The sequence below is a fragment of the Rhodospirillales bacterium genome, from assembly GCA_016712595.1.
Lineage (GTDB): Bacteria > Pseudomonadota > Alphaproteobacteria > Rhodospirillales > Defluviicoccaceae > Defluviicoccus.
The window spans coordinates 2,541,625-2,560,939 of the sequence record JADJQT010000001.1 but is presented as its reverse complement, the minus strand read 5'-3'; the positions used below and the strand labels follow the sequence as shown (position 1 = coordinate 2,560,939).

14 protein-coding genes are annotated in these 19,315 nt (G+C 63.1%); 5 read left to right on the top strand and 9 right to left on the bottom strand.

What is annotated here, in order from left to right; translation table 11 throughout:
- Positions 1-427 precede the first annotated feature (427 nt).
- The 3 genes from IPK66_11510 to IPK66_11500 are packed head-to-tail and all read right to left on the bottom strand — an operon-like array spanning position 428 to position 5,778.
- Positions 428-4,177 (bottom strand): PAS domain S-box protein, encoded by a 3,750-nt coding sequence (locus IPK66_11510; GenBank protein MBK8175858.1) that lies wholly within the window; start codon positions 4,175-4,177, stop codon positions 428-430.
- A gap of 57 nt (positions 4,178-4,234) precedes the next feature.
- Positions 4,235-5,041, bottom strand: coding sequence for a transporter substrate-binding domain-containing protein (locus IPK66_11505; protein ID MBK8175857.1), 807 nt, complete (start codon positions 5,039-5,041; stop codon positions 4,235-4,237).
- 5 nt (positions 5,042-5,046) lie between these two features.
- The gene (locus tag IPK66_11500) at positions 5,047-5,778 is read right to left on the bottom strand and encodes a response regulator transcription factor (protein MBK8175856.1); all 732 of its coding nucleotides are present in this window, start codon (positions 5,776-5,778) and stop codon (positions 5,047-5,049) included.
- Positions 5,779-6,527: 749 nt separating this feature from the next.
- Here IPK66_11500 and IPK66_11495 point away from each other — a divergent pair.
- Both IPK66_11495 and IPK66_11490 read left to right on the top strand, forming a co-directional pair.
- Positions 6,528-7,751, top strand: coding sequence for an anaerobic sulfatase maturase (locus tag IPK66_11495; protein ID MBK8175855.1), 1,224 nt, complete (start codon positions 6,528-6,530; stop codon positions 7,749-7,751).
- Positions 7,752-7,980: 229 nt separating this feature from the next.
- Positions 7,981-10,032 carry a sulfatase-like hydrolase/transferase gene (locus IPK66_11490; protein ID MBK8175854.1) on the top strand — a complete coding sequence of 684 codons (2,052 nt, stop codon included), beginning with the start codon at positions 7,981-7,983 and terminating at the stop codon, positions 10,030-10,032.
- A 188-nt stretch (positions 10,033-10,220) separates the two neighbouring features.
- On the opposite strand, the gene IPK66_11485 is transcribed toward IPK66_11490, so the two are convergent.
- The 6 genes from IPK66_11485 to IPK66_11460 all read right to left on the bottom strand — a co-directional run bounded on the left by IPK66_11485 (position 10,221) and on the right by IPK66_11460 (position 16,128).
- Entirely contained in the window at positions 10,221-11,372 is a 1,152-nt protein-coding gene (locus IPK66_11485; GenBank protein MBK8175853.1) for a glycosyltransferase family 4 protein, read from the bottom strand.
- Between the two features lie 418 nt (positions 11,373-11,790).
- Entirely contained in the window at positions 11,791-12,570 is a 780-nt protein-coding gene (locus tag IPK66_11480) for a succinate dehydrogenase iron-sulfur subunit (protein MBK8175852.1), read from the bottom strand.
- 34 nt (positions 12,571-12,604) lie between these two features.
- Positions 12,605-14,395 (bottom strand): succinate dehydrogenase flavoprotein subunit, encoded by a 1,791-nt coding sequence (locus tag IPK66_11475; GenBank protein ID MBK8175851.1) that lies wholly within the window; start codon positions 14,393-14,395, stop codon positions 12,605-12,607.
- 6 nt (positions 14,396-14,401) lie between these two features.
- The gene (gene sdhD, locus IPK66_11470) at positions 14,402-14,782 is read right to left on the bottom strand and encodes a succinate dehydrogenase, hydrophobic membrane anchor protein (GenBank protein ID MBK8175850.1); all 381 of its coding nucleotides are present in this window, start codon (positions 14,780-14,782) and stop codon (positions 14,402-14,404) included.
- Between the two features lie 4 nt (positions 14,783-14,786).
- Positions 14,787-15,176 carry a succinate dehydrogenase, cytochrome b556 subunit gene (sdhC, locus tag IPK66_11465; protein MBK8175849.1) on the bottom strand — a complete coding sequence of 130 codons (390 nt, stop codon included), beginning with the start codon at positions 15,174-15,176 and terminating at the stop codon, positions 14,787-14,789.
- Between the two features lie 433 nt (positions 15,177-15,609).
- Positions 15,610-16,128: a hypothetical protein gene (locus IPK66_11460; GenBank protein MBK8175848.1), complete on the bottom strand. Its 519-nt coding sequence runs from the start codon at positions 16,126-16,128 to the stop codon at positions 15,610-15,612.
- Here IPK66_11460 and livH point away from each other — a divergent pair.
- From livH to IPK66_11445, 3 genes are read left to right on the top strand one after another with little or no spacing between them, the layout of a single operon-like run.
- Positions 16,108-17,022, top strand: coding sequence for a high-affinity branched-chain amino acid ABC transporter permease LivH (gene livH / locus IPK66_11455; GenBank protein ID MBK8175847.1), 915 nt, complete (start codon positions 16,108-16,110; stop codon positions 17,020-17,022). The genes IPK66_11460 and livH overlap by 21 nt on opposite strands.
- 38 nt (positions 17,023-17,060) lie before the next feature.
- A complete protein-coding gene (gene livM, locus IPK66_11450) occupies positions 17,061-18,407 on the top strand; it encodes a high-affinity branched-chain amino acid ABC transporter permease LivM (GenBank protein MBK8175846.1) in 1,347 nt (448 codons plus the stop codon).
- Positions 18,407-19,315, top strand: a complete 909-nt coding sequence (locus IPK66_11445; GenBank protein MBK8175845.1) for an ABC transporter ATP-binding protein — start codon at positions 18,407-18,409, stop codon at positions 19,313-19,315. Before livM ends, IPK66_11445 begins: the two co-directional genes overlap by 1 nt.

The following is a 19,315-nucleotide window of genomic DNA, read 5'->3' as shown; positions in this document are numbered from 1 at the left end:
ACAATTGAAATAAAGTTGCCGGCGGCGCGACATCGATCGGAAACGGTGGTCCCTCATCTTGCTGGCGTTCCCGGCGCGAGCGCGTCGCCGGGGGCCAGTCGAGCACCCGACGGGCGCGTCGCCGTGCAGTCTTGCTCGATGCGAGTTGTCTCGATGTTTCCGGCAGTCGTGCAGGCGCATCTCATGGTTTTTCGCAAGAGCGAACGCGGGGAGGTACGACCCCGAGCTGTTCGCTCCGCGCGGTTCCCTCGACCGCTTGGCGGCCCATGGAAGTGCCTTGGTTGCGATCCGGAGAAGAGCAGGGAGGTCGGCACCTCGCTGCCCTCAGCGGGGCTCGGCTGGCTTTTTTTCACTTTGCCTCGGCGTCGGCGTGCGCACTCGTCCCATCTGCGAAGCCTTGTCTGCCAGCTCTGGGCATCCCATCGCCTTACGGGACCGCTCCCGGCGGGTGCTTTCCGTTCGCCACCGGCAGCCGTACGGTAAATGCGGCGCCGATGGCCGACTCGTCATCGATGCCAAGGGTGATCGTGCCACCGTGCGTTTCGATGATGCCGCGGCAGACCGCGAGCCCGATCCCGGTTCCGAAGCCGATCGGTTTGGTGGTAAAGAACGGATCGAAGATCCGGGCGCGGATTTCCGCCGGAATGCCCGGCCCGGTATCTGAAACGCTCACACAGATCTGTCCGCAGACGCTATCGAGATAACCGGTGATGACCAGCCGGCGGGGGGGTGGGGCGTCGGCCATTGCCTGCTTGGCATTGATGATCAGGTTATTGAACACCTGGGTGAGCTGGTCGGCGTCGCCCATCGTCATCGGCAGCTCGGCGTCGAGTCTGCATTCGACGTCAATTCCGGCGCCGGTCAGCTCGAAAGTCAGCAGATCGAGGGCGGTGTCGATCAGCGCGTCGATGCGTACCGGAAGCCGGATCGGCGCCTGTTGACGGGCCATTGCGAGAAAGGTTCGGACGATGCGGGCACACCGTTCCGCGGCCATGCGGATCTTGCTGACACTCCCCATGATCGCCGGGTCGAGCGACTGATCCTCAAGCATGATGGCACGGCCGACGACGACCGAGAGCGGATTGTTCAGCTCGTGCGCGACCCCCGCCAGCAACGAGCCGAGCGCACTCATCTTCTCCGCCTGATGCAGTGCGTCGCGCTGGCGGGCAATTTCGTCCTCCGCCCGCTTGCGCTCGCTGATGTCGACGAAGAACACCAGCGCCAGCCGCTCGCCGCCGCGAAAGAACGGCACGGCTGACGTGGCGACGGTGATCTCGCGGCCATCTAGGGTAAGGAGGCGACGCTCGGTCTCCTTGATCACCTCACCGTTGTCGAGGACACGCCGCAATCGGGCAAGTGCCGCCGGGCGTTCGGCGTCGATAACGAAGCTGCCGTAGTGACGGCCGACGATCGTCGTTGTATCGATCGCGGCAAGCATTCGGGAGCCGGCCGGATTCATGAACACGATCGCTCGGCAGTCGTGCAGGAGGATCCCGTAGGGCGAAAGATCAACCAAAAGGCGGTAAAGCTCCTCGCTTTCACGCAGGGCCTGCTGCATGCGCTTCAGGTCGGTGATATCGGTGCGGACGATGACAAGGCCGCCCTCGTTGGTGCGATGATGGGCGATCAGCAACCAGCGGCCATCGCGCAGTTCGACTTCGATTGGCCATGTCACCGACCGCCACAGCTGGTCCAACAGTCCGTCGATGTCGGCGGCGACGTCGGCGACCTCGGCGCCCTGAACGGTTTTCGACAGCCGGGAGAACCGCGTAATCAACTCGATCGCTGATGATCCGGCGAGCGTTTCCGTGTCCTCGTCGTAGAGCGCGGCAAAGGCTGCGTTGCAGGTGACCAGCCGGCGCGACGTATCGAACACGGCAAAGCCGTTCGGGATGCTGGCGATAGCGTCACGCAGAAGTTGCAACCAGCGATGACGTTCGGTTTCCGCGCGTTTGCGTTCGGTGATGTCGCCAAACATCACGAACGCCAGGCGCTGGCCACCGCGCATCAGCGGCACGCCGGCGATGGCAACGTCGATATTATCGCCGCCCGTTGTGACCAGGCGACGCTCGGTGATGCCGACGGCGCTACCGGCGCGGACCTGGTTCAGCCGCGCCAGCGCCATTTCACGCTCGTCCGGATGAACAAAGGTGCAATAGTGTTGACCGGTGACCTGCGCTGGTCCCTCAACCCCGAGGATGCGCTGACCGGCGGGATTGAGGAAGGCGATGGCCTCGTCATTGTGCAGGAGAATACCGTAAGGTGAGACTTCGATCAGCTCGCGGTAGAATCGCTCGCTCTCCTTGAGCGCGCGCTCGGCCTGCTTGCGCTCGCCGATGTCCTGAAAAACAACGAGCGCGAGGGTTTCTCCCCCGCGCCGCGCGGGCACGCCCGCCGCCGAAACCTCGATCGGCTCGCCGTCGATGGTCAGCAAGAGCCGCTCCTCGGGTGCGAGTGGCTCGCCCAGGTCAAACATCCGGCGAATCCGATCGAAGGTGATCGCCTTTTCATCGTCGGCGACAAAATCGATCACGTGCATGCCGAGGACCAGCGATGCATCCGGCACGCCGAGAATGGCGCAGCCGGCGGGATTAAGAAAACGGATGCGCGCGCGGTCGTGCACCATGATGCCGAATGGCGCGAGATCGACGAGCAGGCGATGAAGCTCTTCGCTCTCACGCAGTTCGCGCTCGGCCCGTTTGCGTTGGGTGATGTCGATTTCGACCGTAACGACGTGAGAAAGCGTTCCCGAGGCCTCGAACAGGGGGACTTTGGTGCCCAGCAGATCGACGGATGTATTGCCGGGGATTTGCGCCGCCCATTCGTAGAACGGCAGCGGGCGGTTGGTATCGAGCACCTCCGGTCCATGGTCGACGAAGCGTGCCAGCCATTCCGGTGGAAAGATCTCGTGGACCGTCCGGCCAATGACAGCTTCGCGCTGCAGGCCGAAGAGTTCGAGAAAGTAGCGATTGACCATGCGGTAACGCAGGTTGTGATCTTTGACGTGCAGTACCGCCGGAACCGCGTCCATGACCGCTTCGAGCAGAGCAAGGGCTTCGTCGGCCTTGCGCTGCGCCGCCATCTGCTCGGTGACATCGGTGTAGGTCGTCACGAAGCCGCCGTCGGCGAGTGCACGGCGACGGATCGAGATCACCGTTCCGTTCGGGCGGTGCAGCAGGCTTTGCCGCGGCTGGCCGGCGGCAAAGCTGTCGCTCATCCGCCTGATGACGTCCACGGAACCGGCCTTCGGATAGCCGCCGCGAGCGACATCGAGTGCGTGCAAGTCGATGATCGACAGACCTTCGCGCAGCAAGGCCGGCGAGAATGAGAAGATATCGAGGAACCGGTTATTCCACGCCTTCAGGCCGAGATCACGGTCGATCAGCGTGATGCCGTCCGTCATGTTATCGAGTGTGGCGCGAAGCACCTGGGTTTGCCGGTTGAGCTCGGTTTCGCGCTGGCGCATCTGCGCGTTGCTCGCCTCAAGGTCGTCGATCAGGCGCCGAAGCGCCCGGCACATCTCCTCGTAGCTGCGGGCGAGCACGCCCAGCTCATCGCGGCGGCGCACGTCGACATCGGCGTAGAGATTGCCGCCGGCAAGCGCCCGGCTGGATGCCACCAGGCGCTCGACCGGCCGCAGGACCTTAAGGCGTAGCAGCGGAAACAGCAGCAGCAGGCCGACGGCGAGTTCAGCGGCGCCGGCGATGAAGGCGCGACGCGCCTGGCGTGTGACTTCGCTATCGGCCGAGCCTGTGCTCACGGAGATGCGCACGAGACCGATGACCGAGTCGCCGCGAATGACCGGCCGTTCAAGACGGGCGACATCGCCGCCGTTCTGTCGCTCCGGCGCCGAGGCGGTGAGGAAATCGGGCATCAATGCGCCGCTGACCTTAACTTCGATCACGCGCGGGTCACGCATCACCCAATCGATCAGCGGCTGGCCGGTATCGGGACGAACCTCCCAGATCGGTGTCGACATGCCGATGGCCAGCACTTCGACCAAGCGTCGATGTTCGCTAGCGAGATGCTCGCGCAACGTGCTGCGCCGTTCGGAAAAATCGCTCCACACGGCGATTGCCAGCGGTAGAGCAAGGCCAAGAACTAGCGCGGCGGCGATCGTTGGCCGCAGGGGTAGGTCTTCAATTCGCTCGCGCAGCCAGACGCCGATGCGTTTCATGCGAGGAACCGGATAGCGACGTCAATAAAGGTGTGGTCGGCAACAGTGCCACACCGCTCATTCGAGATAGGCATCGAAGATGGCCTGCAGGCGTCCGTCCGTTTTCATACGCGCAAGGTTGAGATTGATCGCCTCGACCATGTCCGGACTGATCGAAGCCCGGCTGAACATGAAGTGCAGCGGATCACTGGCAATCCGCAGTGGATGGCGTTCGACCCTGTCCGCCACCCCCATCGCCTTTAATTCACCGATCATGACGCCAGCGTCGTCGACGAGGACCCCGTCGATCCGGTTGAAGAGCAGTTTCTGAATACTGACCTGATAGCCGACGGCACCGTCGAGGGCGGCGGCAAACGCGGGATCGCCCGCCAGCCGATGAAATTCTTCGCCGTAGTCGTAGCCGACGATGATGCCGAGTCGCATTCCGCTCTGTGGCACCTCCGCCAGACTGTTCAGGGGATATTTCGTTGCCTCGCTGCGACGAACATAAATCGCCCGCTGGGCCGGACGGTAGGGTTGCGAGAACAGGGCGAAAACGTCGCGATCCGCCGTTCGGCTCGCCGACGACGTGACGTCCAGCTCGCCACTTTGAATTTCCAGAAGGATACGCGCCCACGGCAAGCGGTAAAACTGCGTCGTGCAGCCGACGGCGTGCGCCAACGCGGTGATCAGATCGGCGTCGATGCCGCGCACGTCACCGTCACCGTCGGTGAACGTATAAATCGCGTAAGGAGTCCAGCCGACCCGCAGGGCGCAGGCGGCGGCGGCCGACGTCGCCTGCATGACTATCGCGACGATGAGCATGGCGGCGGCGCGGAACCATCGGCGACGGTTTCGACCGGTCGGAGCGTGGGAAACGGTCATGGAGGTCAGCCGCTGCGGCGCGATGCCGGCACGAACATATAGCCGGCTCCGCGGATGGTTTTGATCGCTTCCGGTTTGGCCGGGTCTTCTTCGACCTTGCGACGAATCCTGGCGATGCGAATGTCGATCGAACGGTCGAAGGGATCGCCGTCTCGGTTGTGCGCAAGATCGAGCAACTGATCGCGCGTGAGTGTCCGGTTGGGCCGTTCGGCGAGCGCCTTCAACAAGTCGAACTCCATCGCGGTTATCGGCACATCGGCGCCGTCCAAGGAAGTGAGTCGACGCGCGTCGAGGTCGAGGACGCACCGACCAAACGGCACTTGGCGGCCCGGTGGTGACATCTGAGGCTTGGTATCGGGGGGCGCGTTGCACAGGCGACGCAGAACGCTGCGGATGCGGGCAAGCAGTTCGCGCGGATCGAACGGCTTGGCGATATAGTCATCGGCGCCGATTTCGAGGCCAACGATTCGATCGACCACACTCGACGCTGCGGTCAGCATGATGATGCCGCAGTCGCCGTGCTCCCGAATATGCCGAGCGAGGGAAAACCCGTCCTCGCCCGGCATATTAACGTCGAGCAGCGCCAGATCGACGTCGGTCTCTTTGAGGATCGTTCGCGCATCGGCCGCGCCGCCCGCCAGCACGACGATGAATCCGTGCGCGGCGAGGTATTCATCAATCATTTCCCGCACGTCCGGCTCGTCGTCGACAACGAGGATGCGCGGTTTCGTCTCCATGCGTTCGCCTCCCCCCCCTGATTACTTCGGGTGTTGCGGGCAAGCGCTGCCCGCATGTGGCAGCGCGCCAATAAATTCTTGTTGTTTTGGTTATAGCCGAAAGCAGCGCCATTGATACAGCTTCAGCGGCCCGTCGGCGGTGAACGATATCCCAACCGTGTCGGAGACCACAGAACTCTCGTTCTTCACCTGCGATGCTTGGCCGCAGGGTGAGGGATGAGTGGGGAGCGGGGGATGCTCTATCGTCGTTACCAAAATCACGGAATCGTCGCGCTGCGAAAGGCGGCGAGCGAACGTTTGCCAGAGCGGCGCCAATCAGGCCTCCGGCCCCCTTGCTGGTCGCGTCCACAATCGGGACAGGCGAAATGCGACCCTAGACTTACAAACTCAAGCGCGCGGCGCAGGGGAGTTTTGTGGCTCCCCAGCTACGTACAGGGCGCAAATACGCTCAATCCAGCCATTTGCGGCCGTTCCTACACTACATTCGAGCTATACACACGACCTGCTGACTTGATGAAGACGGCGCCGGAGGTTCACGGACTTACTGCGGCCGGCAATGGCGAGGGGGCGCTATTGCTTTCGGTGCGCCATCGCGCCGCGGCGAGTTCGCGGTCGGCCCACGGCTTCGACGACAAAACCGTAAGCACCGACGTGCCAGTGGATGATGCCCGTAGGGTCGTTCGAGCGCGCGGTTGCGCGGCATCGGCGCTTGCGAATGCATTGCGACAATCCGCCGAACGGAGGGAGAAATGACCGGACGGGCAACGCATTTCCCCCCGCCGCGAGCATTCCATGTTCTGGCCAAGCCAACCGGGGCGATCTGCAATCTCGACTGCCGGTATTGTTACTTTTTGAAGAAAGAGGCGCTGTACCCGGACAGCCGCTTCCGCATGAACGACGATGTCCTTGACGCGTACGTTCGCCAGACGATCGAGAGTCACAGCACCGACGAGGTCACGCTGTCGTGGCAAGGCGGAGAACCGACGCTGATCGGCCTCGACTTCTTCCGCCGGGCGGTCGCGCTTGCCGAGCGCTACCGCAAACCGGGGATGACCGTGCGTCACACCATACAGACGAACGGCACACGGCTGAACGAAAGCTGGTGCCAGTTCTTTCGCGAGCATGAGTTTCTTGTTGGCCTCAGCCTCGACGGTCCACGGGAGCTTCATGATCGCTACAGGGTCGACAAGCGCGGGCGCGGCACCTTCGATGCCGTCTGGCGGGCGGCGCAGCTGCTGCGCGAGCACGGTGTCGCGTTCAACATTCTGGCAACCGTGCATGCGGGAAATGCCGAGCACCCTCTCGAGGTCTACCGTTTTTTCCGTGATGAAGTCGGGGCCGCATTCATACAGTTCATTCCGATCGTCGAACGCGACAATGCGACCGGGGACAACGAAGGTACGGCGTTGACCGATCGCTCGGTAACGGGCGAACAGTATGGCGCATTCCTGGTCGCGGTTTTCGACGAATGGCTTGCCAACGACGTTGGCCGCGTGCACGTGCAGATTATCGAGGTCACGTTAGGGACGTTCTTCGGTTCAGCATCGACCCTTTGCATCTTTTCGCCGACGTGCGGCAATTCAGTGGCGCTCGAGCACACCGGCGATCTTTATAGCTGCGATCATTTCGTCGAGCCTCGTTACCTCCTCGGTAACATTACCTCTGAACCGATGATCGATATGGTCGCCTCGCCGCGGCAGCGCAGCTTCGGGCGGAGCAAGTTGCTGTCGCTGCCGCGATACTGCCGCGAATGTGATGTCCTGGCGCTGTGCTACGGCGGTTGCCCGAAGGACAGGATGGCAACGACCCCGGATGGCGAGCCTGGGTTAAACGTCCTCTGTGCTGGGTATAAGCGCTTCTTCCGCCACGTCCACTTGCCGATGCGCCAAATCGTCGAGCTTCGCCTGTCTGGCCGCCCGGCCTCCGATGTTATGCGAATCCAGCAGTTTGATGATTCGGCGCCGCTCGTTTGATCAGGATGAGGCTCTGATCGCAATGATGTGCCGATGTTCACCGCCGTTTCCCTGGCGTCGTGGGCGCGCCGTGGAGCACATCGATGCGGATTGGGTCGGTCATGAGTGCGTCCTGCGATCTTGTCCGGCGGTTATTAAGGAGCGTGGTATGTAAAAATTAGATATGTCCTGCATTAATGCGCACGAGAAACAGATATTTACTGTGGAATTGAAGCTTGGGGTAAATGGTGTGCCACAGAAAAACATTTTAATCATAGCAATAGACGATCTGAATTGCTGGCCGACGACAAAAAGTCTCTATCCTGGGACTGTTATGACGCCGCATATCGACGAAATGGCTGCGGAAGGGACGTCGTTCGACAATGCCCATGTCCAGATCGCACTGTGCAATCCGTCGCGCGCGAGCGTATGGAGCGGGGAGACGCCGGCAACGACCGGCATCCATTCGCAATCGCCGTTTTGGTTCCAGTACGTCAACCCCGAAAACACGATCCACGCCCAGCTCAAGGCGGCGGGCTACCTCACCGTCGGCGCCGGAAAACTGTATCACACACCCAGTTCGCCGGTGATTGACACACTGTTCGACAGTTACACGGCGGCTCCGCACGATAGCGGCGAGGGCCCTTACGCCGGTCCAGCGGAAGACCTTGAGGATTATCAGAACACCACGACGATCGTGAATTTCCTGCGTGACTTCAATCCGAATGGAGGGCAGCCGTTCTTCGTCTCTCTAGGAATCACCCGGCCCCATGATCCCCCGATCGTGCCGCAGTCGTATTACGACCAGTATCCTGTGGACACAATCAAGTTGCCGGCGTACCTGGCGCACGATCTCGATGACGTTCCATCGGCGATTCACGATAACGATACGCCTTACCTCACTACGCCATTATCCACCAGCGCCTGGAAAGCGAAGCTCCAGGGCTATCTTGCCAGCTCGACGTTTGTCGACGATCAAGTCGGCCGGGTGATGGACGCGCTTAAGGAAACCGGGCTCGACAAGACCACGACGGTGGTGCTGTGGAGCGACAACGGCATTCAATTGGGCGAAAAGGATACCTTCGATAAACATGTGCTGTGGGACCCGTCCACGCGCGTTCCGTTCATCGTGGTTGATCCTGACATTGGCACGCCGGGAACGGTGATCGATCACGCCGTTGAGCTCCTCGATCTCGTGCCGACGGTGTTCGATCTGGTCGGGTTGCCGATTCCGGCGAACGATGAGGGGCGCAGCCTGATGCCGTTGATCAGCGATCCGAACACAAGTTGGAGCGGCGCGGCCTTCTCGTCGGTGTTGGGCAGCTTTTCAATCAGGACCGATAATTGGCGCTACTCGCGCTATTACAACGGCCAGGAGGAGTTGTACGACTACAACTCTGATCCGCACGAGTGGACGAACCTCGCCAATGACTCGGGGAGCGACTGGAAGCGCGAGGAGCTTTCCGCAAGACTTGATTCTTATTTACTGGCTCATCGAATTTTCATCGCTCCGCCGGGAGCGAAACACCTGACCGGCACGGACGGCAATGATACCCTGATCAACGCCACGGTACCGATCACGCTCGAAGGGTTGCGCGGTGACGACGTCTATATCTTCGCCCACGGAACCACGCCGGACGTGCTCGAACGTTCGAGCCCGACCTTGGGCGGCACGGATACCGTCATTTTCGACGGCACTTATGCGATGCCGCCATATATCGAGCGGGCTTACCCGCGGGATACGCGCCAGACCGCCGTGCTGTGGGGAAACGGGCGCGACAATCTCATCCATGGATTAATCCTCAAGGGCGACTACCTGCATGGCGGCGATGGCAACGATACGTTCTATGGGATCGCCGGGAACGATAAGCTCTGGGGTGGAAAGGGCAACGACTGGATCGACGCCGGCTCGGGCGACGACACCTTGATCGGTGGTCCGGGTTCGGACCGACTGATCGGCTCGGACGGCAACGATGTCTTCGAGTTCGACGCCCTGATTGATTCGCCGGTGGGCTCTGGCCACGATATCATTCCAGTATTCAATGGCATTGGTGCCGCTTCCGGCGATCTGATCGACCTCAGTCACATCGATGCCAACGTGCTGGTTCCGGGCGATCAGGCCTTCGTCTTCATCGGTACGGCGGCGTTTACCGATGCCGGGCAGGTCCGCATCGGCTCTTCGGGCTCGAACTCGCTGATTCAGGTCAATGTCGACGCCGACCTCGGCGCTGACATGGAGATCCAGGTCAATGACGGCGCCACCCCGCCCAGTGCATGGACTGCCGCAGATTTCGTCTTATAAACCCTGAAGGATATCAAGCATCGAAAGGCACGGCCTGGGCAACGGTACCGGCTGCTCAGGCCGTGCGGCAATCGCTTTGACGTCGCAAGGAATGGGGTGCGGCCAGCGTCGGTGAGCCCGTCGCTCAGATGGCCTCAGCGTCTGGTCCATTGGGGAAGGGGACGAAGACGCCGGTCGTCAGGTGGCGCTCACAGGTTGCCGCGGGAGAACTGCAGTTCCGGTTGCCGGCGGGCGCGGCCGTCGTGCAGCCCAGTGTAGATATCCATCAGGCTCCGGTTCATCGTCTCGGCGGTGAAATACTGGGTGAAGTGCGCGCGCGCCGCATCGCCCATTTCGCGGAGCCTTTGCTTGTCAAGGCCGCGTAAAACGCCTTCCAGGTCGTTGAGATCGTTTTCGTCGAGGCTGAAGATGTAGCCGGTACGGCCGTTTTCGATCAGTTCAGGCAGCGCGCCACGGTCGCTGGCGATGACCGAGGTACCGTTGCGCATCGCTTCGATGGCGACCAGACCGAATCCTTCCCAGCGCGACGGCATCACCACGCCGTCGGCCGATGCGTAGTAGGTATCGAGCTGAGTCCTTGGCATCCATCCGAGAATATTGACGTTATCCGGCGGCTGCAGCGTCCGGTCGTCGTGTACCCATGAGCCGATGACATGCAGGCGGATCGGGGTATCCTGCAATCGTTCCATGGCCCGGAGCAGCAGGTCTAGGCCCTTTTGCCGGTCGAAGCGGCCGACGAACAGCAAGTTGATGTAGCGCTCATCGAAGGGGCTGGAGGCGATACCCATCGTCGATGCCGGCGAGATGGCGTTGCGAACGACAACACAGCGGTCCGGAAGGATACCGAAACGGGCGGCCTGCTGGTCCTCGTAACGAGAGATATTGATGACGACGTCGGTCAGCCGATACAGCGAGCGTTCGATCAACGCGTAGGTGTGACGTTTCCAACTCGGGATATCCATGAGAAACGACCAGCCGTGCGGACAGTAGATGACGCTCGGTCGCGGGCGCATCAGCGCAATCATTGGCCGGGCGACGACACCGGCGAACGACGAATGAATATGCACGACGGTGGGCTGGAAGCTCTTCAACTCGGCGTCAAGCGCTCGAGCGAACGCCCACAGCGACTTGGTGTTGCGACCGGAGCGGTGATAGCGCGCAATCAGGCGATCGGCGACACCGACGAGTTCGGAGGCATGCTCGTGCGGTACCAGCAACCGCAGATTATCGCTGCCGAGCTTGGCGGCCTGATAGGGAATAATTTCAGAAAAATAAGAGCTTACACCGCCAATGATCGTTTCGGCGACGTGCAGGACTCGTAACGGGGGAGCGTCACTCATGGCGCGGCAGGCTCGCTTTCCATTTTCGACGGTATACGCGCATTCATGACCGCGGCGGGTTCTTTGTATATTGGGCCGTCACGAGCGAGCGCCTCCCGGGGCGATGTTTCCACCCTTTTTATGGGCCGCTACCCTGCCAGATCGAAGCGCATTTTGCAGCACCCAAATGGCCTAAAGGAACGATTCCGTTGAGGGAACGCCATGCTGGACCGTCGGTAAGCGCTTGCGCGATACACAACGACACCCTCTCTCCAAAGCTCGCGACGACCACACTTGGGCGAGCAATAAATACCACAAACGGGGATAACCGAGAGCGGATTTTCAAACCCGCCGCCGAGGGTAATTCCTGGTTGCTTTCCGGATAGCCTCCCAGAGGCGCGCCCCCGGGGACTCCCGGAAGCGCGTCTTGGGAGCACGACTAAAGCGTGCGTTGTGCCAGGGCCGTCTTGATTTCCGCAATCGCCTTGCCCGGATTGAGGTGCTTCGGGCAGGTGTTGGTGCAGTTCATGATCGTATGGCAGCGGAACACCCGGTAGGGATCGTTGAGGGCGTCAAGCCGCTCGCCGGTCATCTCGTCGCGCGAATCGGCGATCCAGCGGTAGGCCTGCAGCAGCACCGCGGGGCCGAGGTAGCGGTCGCCGTTCCACCAGTAGCTCGGGCAGCTCGTCTGGCAGCAGAAGCACAAGATGCACTCCCATAGGCCGTCGAGCTTCTCGCGCTCCTCGGGGCTTTGCAACCGCTCGCCCGCGGGCGGGGGCGTATCGGCCTGCAGCCATGGCTGGATCAGTCGATACTGGGCGTAGGGCACGCTGAGATCGGGCACGAGATCCTTGATTACCGGCATGTGCGGCAGCGGATAGATCTTAACGTCACCCTTGATATCCTCGATCGGCTTGGTGCAGGCGAGGGTATTGGTGCCGTCGATGTTGAAGGCGCACGACCCGCACACGCCTTCACGGCAGGAGCGGCGGAAGGTCAGCGTCGAATCGATCTCGTTCTTGATCTTGATCAGCGCATCGAGGACCATCGGCCCGCAGGCGTCAAGATCGATGCTGAAGGTATCAAGCCGTGGGTTCTCGCCGCTCTCGGGATCGTAGCGGTAGATACGAAAGCGCCTGACGCGCTTGGCGCCCGCCGGCGCCGGGTGCACCTTGCCCTCTTTAACGCGGGAATTGGCGGGCAGGTTGAATTCGACCATCTCGGTCCTCCTTGTTTTCTCTTGCCTGCGCCGATCAGTAGACGCGTGCCTTGGGCTCGATGTATTCAGCCTCGTCGGTCAGCGTGTACGTATGCACCGGCCGGTATCCCAGCGTCACGCTGCCCTCGTCATCGACCCAGGCGAGCGTGTGCTTCATCCAGGTGACGTCGTCGCGCTGCGGGAAGTCGTCGCGGGCGTGCGCGCCGCGACTCTCCTTGCGCGCTTCGGCCGAGTAGAGCGCCGCCTTGGCGCAGGTCATCAGGTTTTCCAGCTCGAGGGCTTCGACCAGATCCGAGTTCCAGATCATCGAGCGGTCGGCGACCTTGATGTCGGCAAGCTGGGACCAGACGTCGTCGATCTGGCTGCAGCCCGAGGCCAGCACCTCCTGGGTGCGGAACACCGCGGCGTTGCTCTGCATCGTCTTTTGCATGGAAAGACGGATCTTGGCGGTCGGGAGGCTGCCACTGGCGTGGCGCAGACGATCGAGGCGGGCGAGCGCCTTGTCGGCACTGTCCTTGGGCAGCGGACGGTGTGAGCCGCCCGGCTTGACCACCTCGGCCGCGCGCAGCGCCGCCGCCCGTCCGAAGACGACGAGGTCGAGTAGCGAGTTGGTGCCGAGGCGGTTGGCGCCGTGCACCGAGGCGCAGCCGCATTCGCCGACCGCCATCAGCCCCGGGCAGATCGCATCGGGATCGGCGTCGGTCGGGCGCAAGGCCTCGCCGTGATAGTTGGTCGGCACGCCGCCCATGTTGTAGTGGACGGTCGGCAGGACCGGGATCGGCTCCTTGGTGGCATCGACGCCGGCGAAGATTTTCGCCGTTTCGGTGATGCCGGGCAGCCGGGCGTGAAGAATTTCCGGACCGAGGTGCTCGAGGTGCAGAAGGATGTGGTCCTTCTCCGGACCGACGCCGCGGCCTTCGATGATCTCCATGGTCATCGAGCGGCTGACGACGTCGCGCGAGGCGAGGTCTTTCGCGGTCGGCGCGTAGCGCTCCATGAAGCGCTCGCCCTCGGAGTTGGTCAGGTAGCCGCCTTCGCCGCGGGCCCCTTCGGTGATCAGGCAGCCGGAGCCGTAGATCCCCGTCGGGTGGAACTGGATGAACTCGTGGTCCTGCAGGGCGAGGCCGGCGCGCGCCGCCATGCCGTTGCCGTCACCAGTGCAGGTGTGGGCCGAGGTGCAGGAGAAGTACGAGCGCCCATAGCCACCGGTCGCCAGCACCGTGGTCTGGCCGAGGAAGCGGTGGATGGTGCCATCGTCGAGGTTCCAGGCGATGACACCGCGGCAGGTCCCGTCGCTGTCCATCATCAGATCGAGCGCGAAGTACTCGACGAAGAACTCGGCGTTGAACTTGAGGCACTGCTGGTAGAGCGTGTGCAGGATCGCATGGCCGGTGCGGTCGGCAGCGGCGCAGGCGCGCTGAACCGGCGCTTCGCCATAGTTGCGCATATGCCCGCCGAACGGGCGCTGGTAGATCTTGCCGTCCTTGGTGCGCGAGAATGGCACCCCAAAGTGCTCGAGTTCATGCACCGCCGGAATCGCCTGCCGGCACATGTACTCGATCGCGTCCTGGTCGCCGAGCCAGTCGGAGCCCTTGACGGTATCGTACATGTGCCATTGCCAGTGGTCTTCGGCCATGTTGCCGAGGGCGGCGCCGATGCCGCCCTGCGCGGCGACGGTGTGGCTGCGGGTGGGGAAGACCTTGGTGATCGAGGCGGTCTTCAGGCCGGCGGCGGCGAGACCCATGGTCGCGCGCAGGCCTGCGCCCCCGGCGCCGACGACGACGACGTCATAGGTATGATCGATGATGGGATAGGCAGCGGACATCGAAGCTCAGCTCCTGAGGGCGACGAGGACGACCGCCAGCACGCAGGACGCGGCGAGCGCGAACAGCACGAACTTGACGGCGAGAAGGGTGGCGATGCGGGCGGCCTCGCCATGCACGTAGTCTTCGATCACGACCTGCATGCCGAGATGCGCGTGATAGAAGAGGGTAAGCGCGGTAAGGATCATCAGAAGGGCATTGCCGAAGATGCCGATCCACTCCTGGAACGCGAAGTAGTCGGCGCCGATCTGCGAGATCACCGCGCAGACGAACCAGATCAACAGCGGGACCAGGGCGATGGCGGTAACCCGCTGCGCCCACCAGTGGCCGACGCCTTCCTTGGCGGAGCCAAGGCCGCGGACGCGGCCCAACGAAGAACGGAAGGTCATGGTCTTACGCTCCCACGGCGTAGGCGACGATCAGGGTGATGACGGTTGCCGCGCCCGCAAACGCCACGGTAGCGATCCCCGAACAGCGCAGCTTGCTCAGCTCGAAGCCCCAGCCGAAGTCCCAGGCGAGGTGGCGGATGCCGTTGGCGAAGTGGTAGAATAGGGCGAAGGTAAAGCCCCAGAGCAGCAACTGGCCGATCCACGAGCCGATGAACGCCTGCGCGTTGGCAAACGAGTCGGGACCGTAGGCGGCAGCGACCAGCCACCACGTCAGCAGCAAGGTGCCCGCCGTCAGCGCGACGCCGGTGATGCGGTGAAGGATGGACAGGACCGAGGTGATCTGCGGCCGGTAGACCTGGATATGCGGAGAAAGCGGGCGTTCGGTAGGTGGCATGGGGTTCACCCTTGTTTGTTCAGCGCGCGCGGGCTGACCGTTACGGCGCCCGCGAGGATGATCGGACGATGTTCGCTCAACAACCGTTGCATGCCGGCCACGGTAAGTCAACGTTCGCACACGCAAAATAGGGATAAAAATTCCACGCATCAGCCATGCCGTGAACGGCGATGCGCTCCGGGGCGCAGCTATGCTCCTATCTCGGGAAAGCTGTTATTCCTGAAGGTAATAGGCGATCGCAGCCGGGGTCGCGCTCGGCCCGCCGCACCGGCAGTCGAGCCGTCCTCGCGCGTCCGCGCCGCGGCTTCGCACCGGCACCATGGCCTCGCCGCCTTCGGGTTCGCGCATCGCTTGAATTCAGCCCGGTATCGAATTGTATCTATTCGATTTAAGCGAGGAGTCATCCGCGACGCCGCGAAGTGTGTCGTCCGCGTCACCGTCCGCCGCCACAGCCAGCAGTCTCCACCCCATTTGACCTATGAGTGAGCGTTTGATGCAGGGGGGGCAGGTCGTGGCCGAGCCTCGGCGTTGCAAGGACGATCGGCCCCTTCACGATCAGAGCCAGCGCGGCGAGCGCCTGTACGCCGACCACCATGCCCACCGCCAGCATCGCGATGATCGGCGCGGCGAAGAACGCGTCCGCCAGCAGGCAGCGACCGACGGTGATCGCTGGCAACGCGTACAGGCAGCGAGCCGTGCGATCGGGTTTTTGCTTGACACAAGCGGAGGTGGCGGTGACATCTTGGCGCCGGGAAAGACGGAGCGGCGAACGCTTCGCGATCACAGGCCGGGGGCTGAGACAGGGGCGATCACGGCGCGCCACGATGGGTGCGGGCGCAGAAGTGCGGGTTTTCCTGGTGCCGAGGTTGAATTCCGGACGGGCGGCGCGCGCGGGCGTGGGCGACGCCGCCGGGCAACAGGTAGAACAGGCGTGGAATATTTCCTGCAGCAACTGATCAACGGTCTGGCGCTGGGCGCGATCTATGGGCTCATCGCCATCGGCTATACGATGGTCTACGGCATCATCGGCATGATCAACTTCGCCCATGGCGAGGTCTACATGATCGGTGCCTTCGTCTCGCTGATCACCTTCCTGCTGCTCGGCGTCCTCGGCATCTCGTGGATGCCGTTGACCTTGCTGATCGTGCTGGTCTCGGCGATGTTCTTCACCGCCGTCTACGGCTGGACCCTGGAGCGCATCGCCTACCGGCCGCTGCGCGCCTCGCCGCGGCTGACGGCGCTGATCTCGGCGATCGGCATGTCGATCTTCCTGCAGAACTACGTTCAGCTCCTCCAGGGCGCGCGGGTCAAGTCGCTGCCGCCGGTGTTGCCGGGCGGCTTCACGCTGACGGAGCCGGACGGTTTCGCCGTTCAGATCAGCTATCTGCAGATCGGCATTATTGTCATGACCGTGGTGCTGATGGTGGCGTTCTCTTTGCTGATCGCCCGCACGTCGATGGGCCGCGCCCAGCGCGCCTGCGAGCAGGACATGAAGATGGCGTCCCTCGTCGGCATCGATGTCGACCGCACGATCTCGACGACCTTCGTCATCGGCGCGGCGCTGGCCGCCGTCGCCGGGATGATGGTCACGCTCTATTATGGCGTGATCGACTTCTACATCGGCTTTCTCGCCGGCATCAAGGCATTCACCGCCGCGGTGCTGGGAGGCATCGGCTCGCTGCCGGGGGCGATGCTCGGCGGCGTGCTCATCGGCCTGATCGAGGTCTTCTGGTCCGCCTATTTCACCATCGAATACAAGGACGTCGCCGCGTTCGGCATCCTCGTGTTGGTGCTGATCTTCAGGCCCACCGGTCTGCTCGGCCGCCCGGAAGCGGAAAAAGTATGAGCGCACCGGCGCCCGAGGCCAAGATGACCGAGGCCAAGATGGCCGAGGTGGGGATCGCGGCCGAGACCGTTGGTTCGCCGCGCCGCCCGTCGCCGCTGGTGGCGGCGCTGAAGGAGGCGGTCATCGCCGCGCTGGTGGCGTTGGTCATCGCCACGCCGCTGCTCGGCTTCAACACCGTGCAGGTCTCGAGCGGCCTGGTGCTGGAGACGCGCTGGCCGTGGGTCGGCCTCGCCGTTGCCGCCGTGTTCGTCGGACGCTTCTTCCTCGCGCTGTTCCATTCCCGCCGGCGAATCACCCCTGCGCGCGGCGTTACGACCCCTCTGGGCGCGGCGTTCAAGCGCTATGCCCGCCACCTCGGCCCGCTCGCCGTTGCCGTCGCCGTGACCCTGCCGCTGATGCCATTCTCCGACCGGTACATCCTCGACATCGGCATCCTGGTGCTGACCTACGTCATGCTGGGCTGGGGCCTGAATATCGTCGTCGGCCTCGCCGGACTGCTCGATCTCGGTTACGTCGCCTTTTACGCCGTGGGCGCCTACAGCTTCGGGCTGCTGTCCCTGAACTTCGACTGGAGCTTCTGGATCTGCCTGCCGCTCGCCGGGTTGCTCGCCGCGTCGTTCGGGATGATGCTGGGCTTTCCGGTACTGCGGCTGCGCGGCGATTACCTCGCCATCGTTACCCTCGGCTTCGGCGAGATGATCCGCATCATTCTGATCAACTGGTACGGGCTGACCAACGGGCCGAACGGCCTGTCGGGCATTCCGCGGCCGACCTTCTTCGGGCTGCCGTTCACCGCCTCGTCCACCGATGGCGAGCCGACGTTCAGCTCGTTCTTCGGCCTCGACTATTCGCCGCTGCAGCGGGTGATCTTTCTCTACTACCTGATCCTGGTCCTCGCCTTGCTCACCAATGCCTTTACCTTGCGCATACGCAAGCTGCCGATCGGCCGCGCCTGGGAGGGACTGCGCGAGGACGAGATCGCCTGCCGTTCGCTCGGCATCAATCCGACCAACACCAAGCTCACCGCCTTTTCCATCGGCGCGATGTTCGGCGGTTTCGCCGGTTCGTTCTTTGCCACCCGCCAGGGGTTCATCAGCCCGGAGAGCTTTACCTTCATCGAATCGGCGATCATCCTCGCCATCGTCGTCCTCGGCGGCATGGGCAGCCAGTTGGGCGTGGTCGTCGCCGCCGTCGTGCTGATCGGCGGCCCCGAGGTTGTCCGCCAATTGTCCGACTTCCGCATGCTGGCGTTCGGCGGTCTGATGGTGCTGATCATGATCTGGCGCCCGCGCGGCCTGCTCGCCTATCGCGAGCCCACCATCCGCCTTGCCCGTTTTGAGCGCGGCGGCGGCGTGCCCACCGCCGGTCCGGCGAAGGCGCCGTGATGCCGCCAGTGGTGCCATCGATCGCGGGTTCGTCGTCCCACCTTGGCGGCGAAGGTTTTCCCGCGTTGCTGACGGTCGAGCACCTGACCATGCGCTTCGGCGGCCTCGTTGCCATCGACGATGTCTCGTTCGTCGCCCGCGACCGGGCGATCACCGCGGTCATCGGCCCGAACGGCGCCGGCAAGACGACGACGTTCAACTGCCTGACCGGGTTCTACAAGCCGACGGTCGGCCGGCTGACCCTGCATCATCCGCGCAAGGGCGCGATGCTGCTCGAGCGGATGGAGGGGTTCCGCATCCCGCAGCAGGCGGACGTCGCCCGGACGTTCCAGAACATCCGGCTGTTCGGGGCGATGTCGGTGCTCGAGAACTTGATCGTCGCCCAGCACAACCGGCTGATGCGCGCCTCGCTGTTCTCGCTCGCGGGCCTGCTCGGGCTCAAGCGATATCGCAATGCCGAGCGTGAAGCAGTTGAAATCGCCTGCTATTGGCTGGAGAGAGTGGGACTCGTCGATCGCGCCGACTGGGTAGCCTCGAGTCTGCCTTACGGCGATCAGCGCCGGCTCGAGATTGCCCGCGCCATGTGCATCCGCCCGGTGCTGCTGTGCCTCGATGAGCCGGCGGCCGGGCTCAATCCGCGCGAGAGCGCCGAGCTCAACGAGTTGCTGCTCTCGATCCGCGACCAGCACGAGATAGGTATCCTGCTGATCGAGCACGACATGCGGGTTGTCATGCAGATTTCCGATCATATCGTCGTCCTCGATTACGGCCGGAAGATCGCCGAGGGCTCGCCGGACGCGGTGCGCAACGACGCGGCGGTGATCAAGGCCTATCTCGGCGAAGAGGAGGACGAGGCCCTGCCGGACGCCGTCGCCGCCGATCTGGCGCGCACCCAGGGCGAGGGCTGA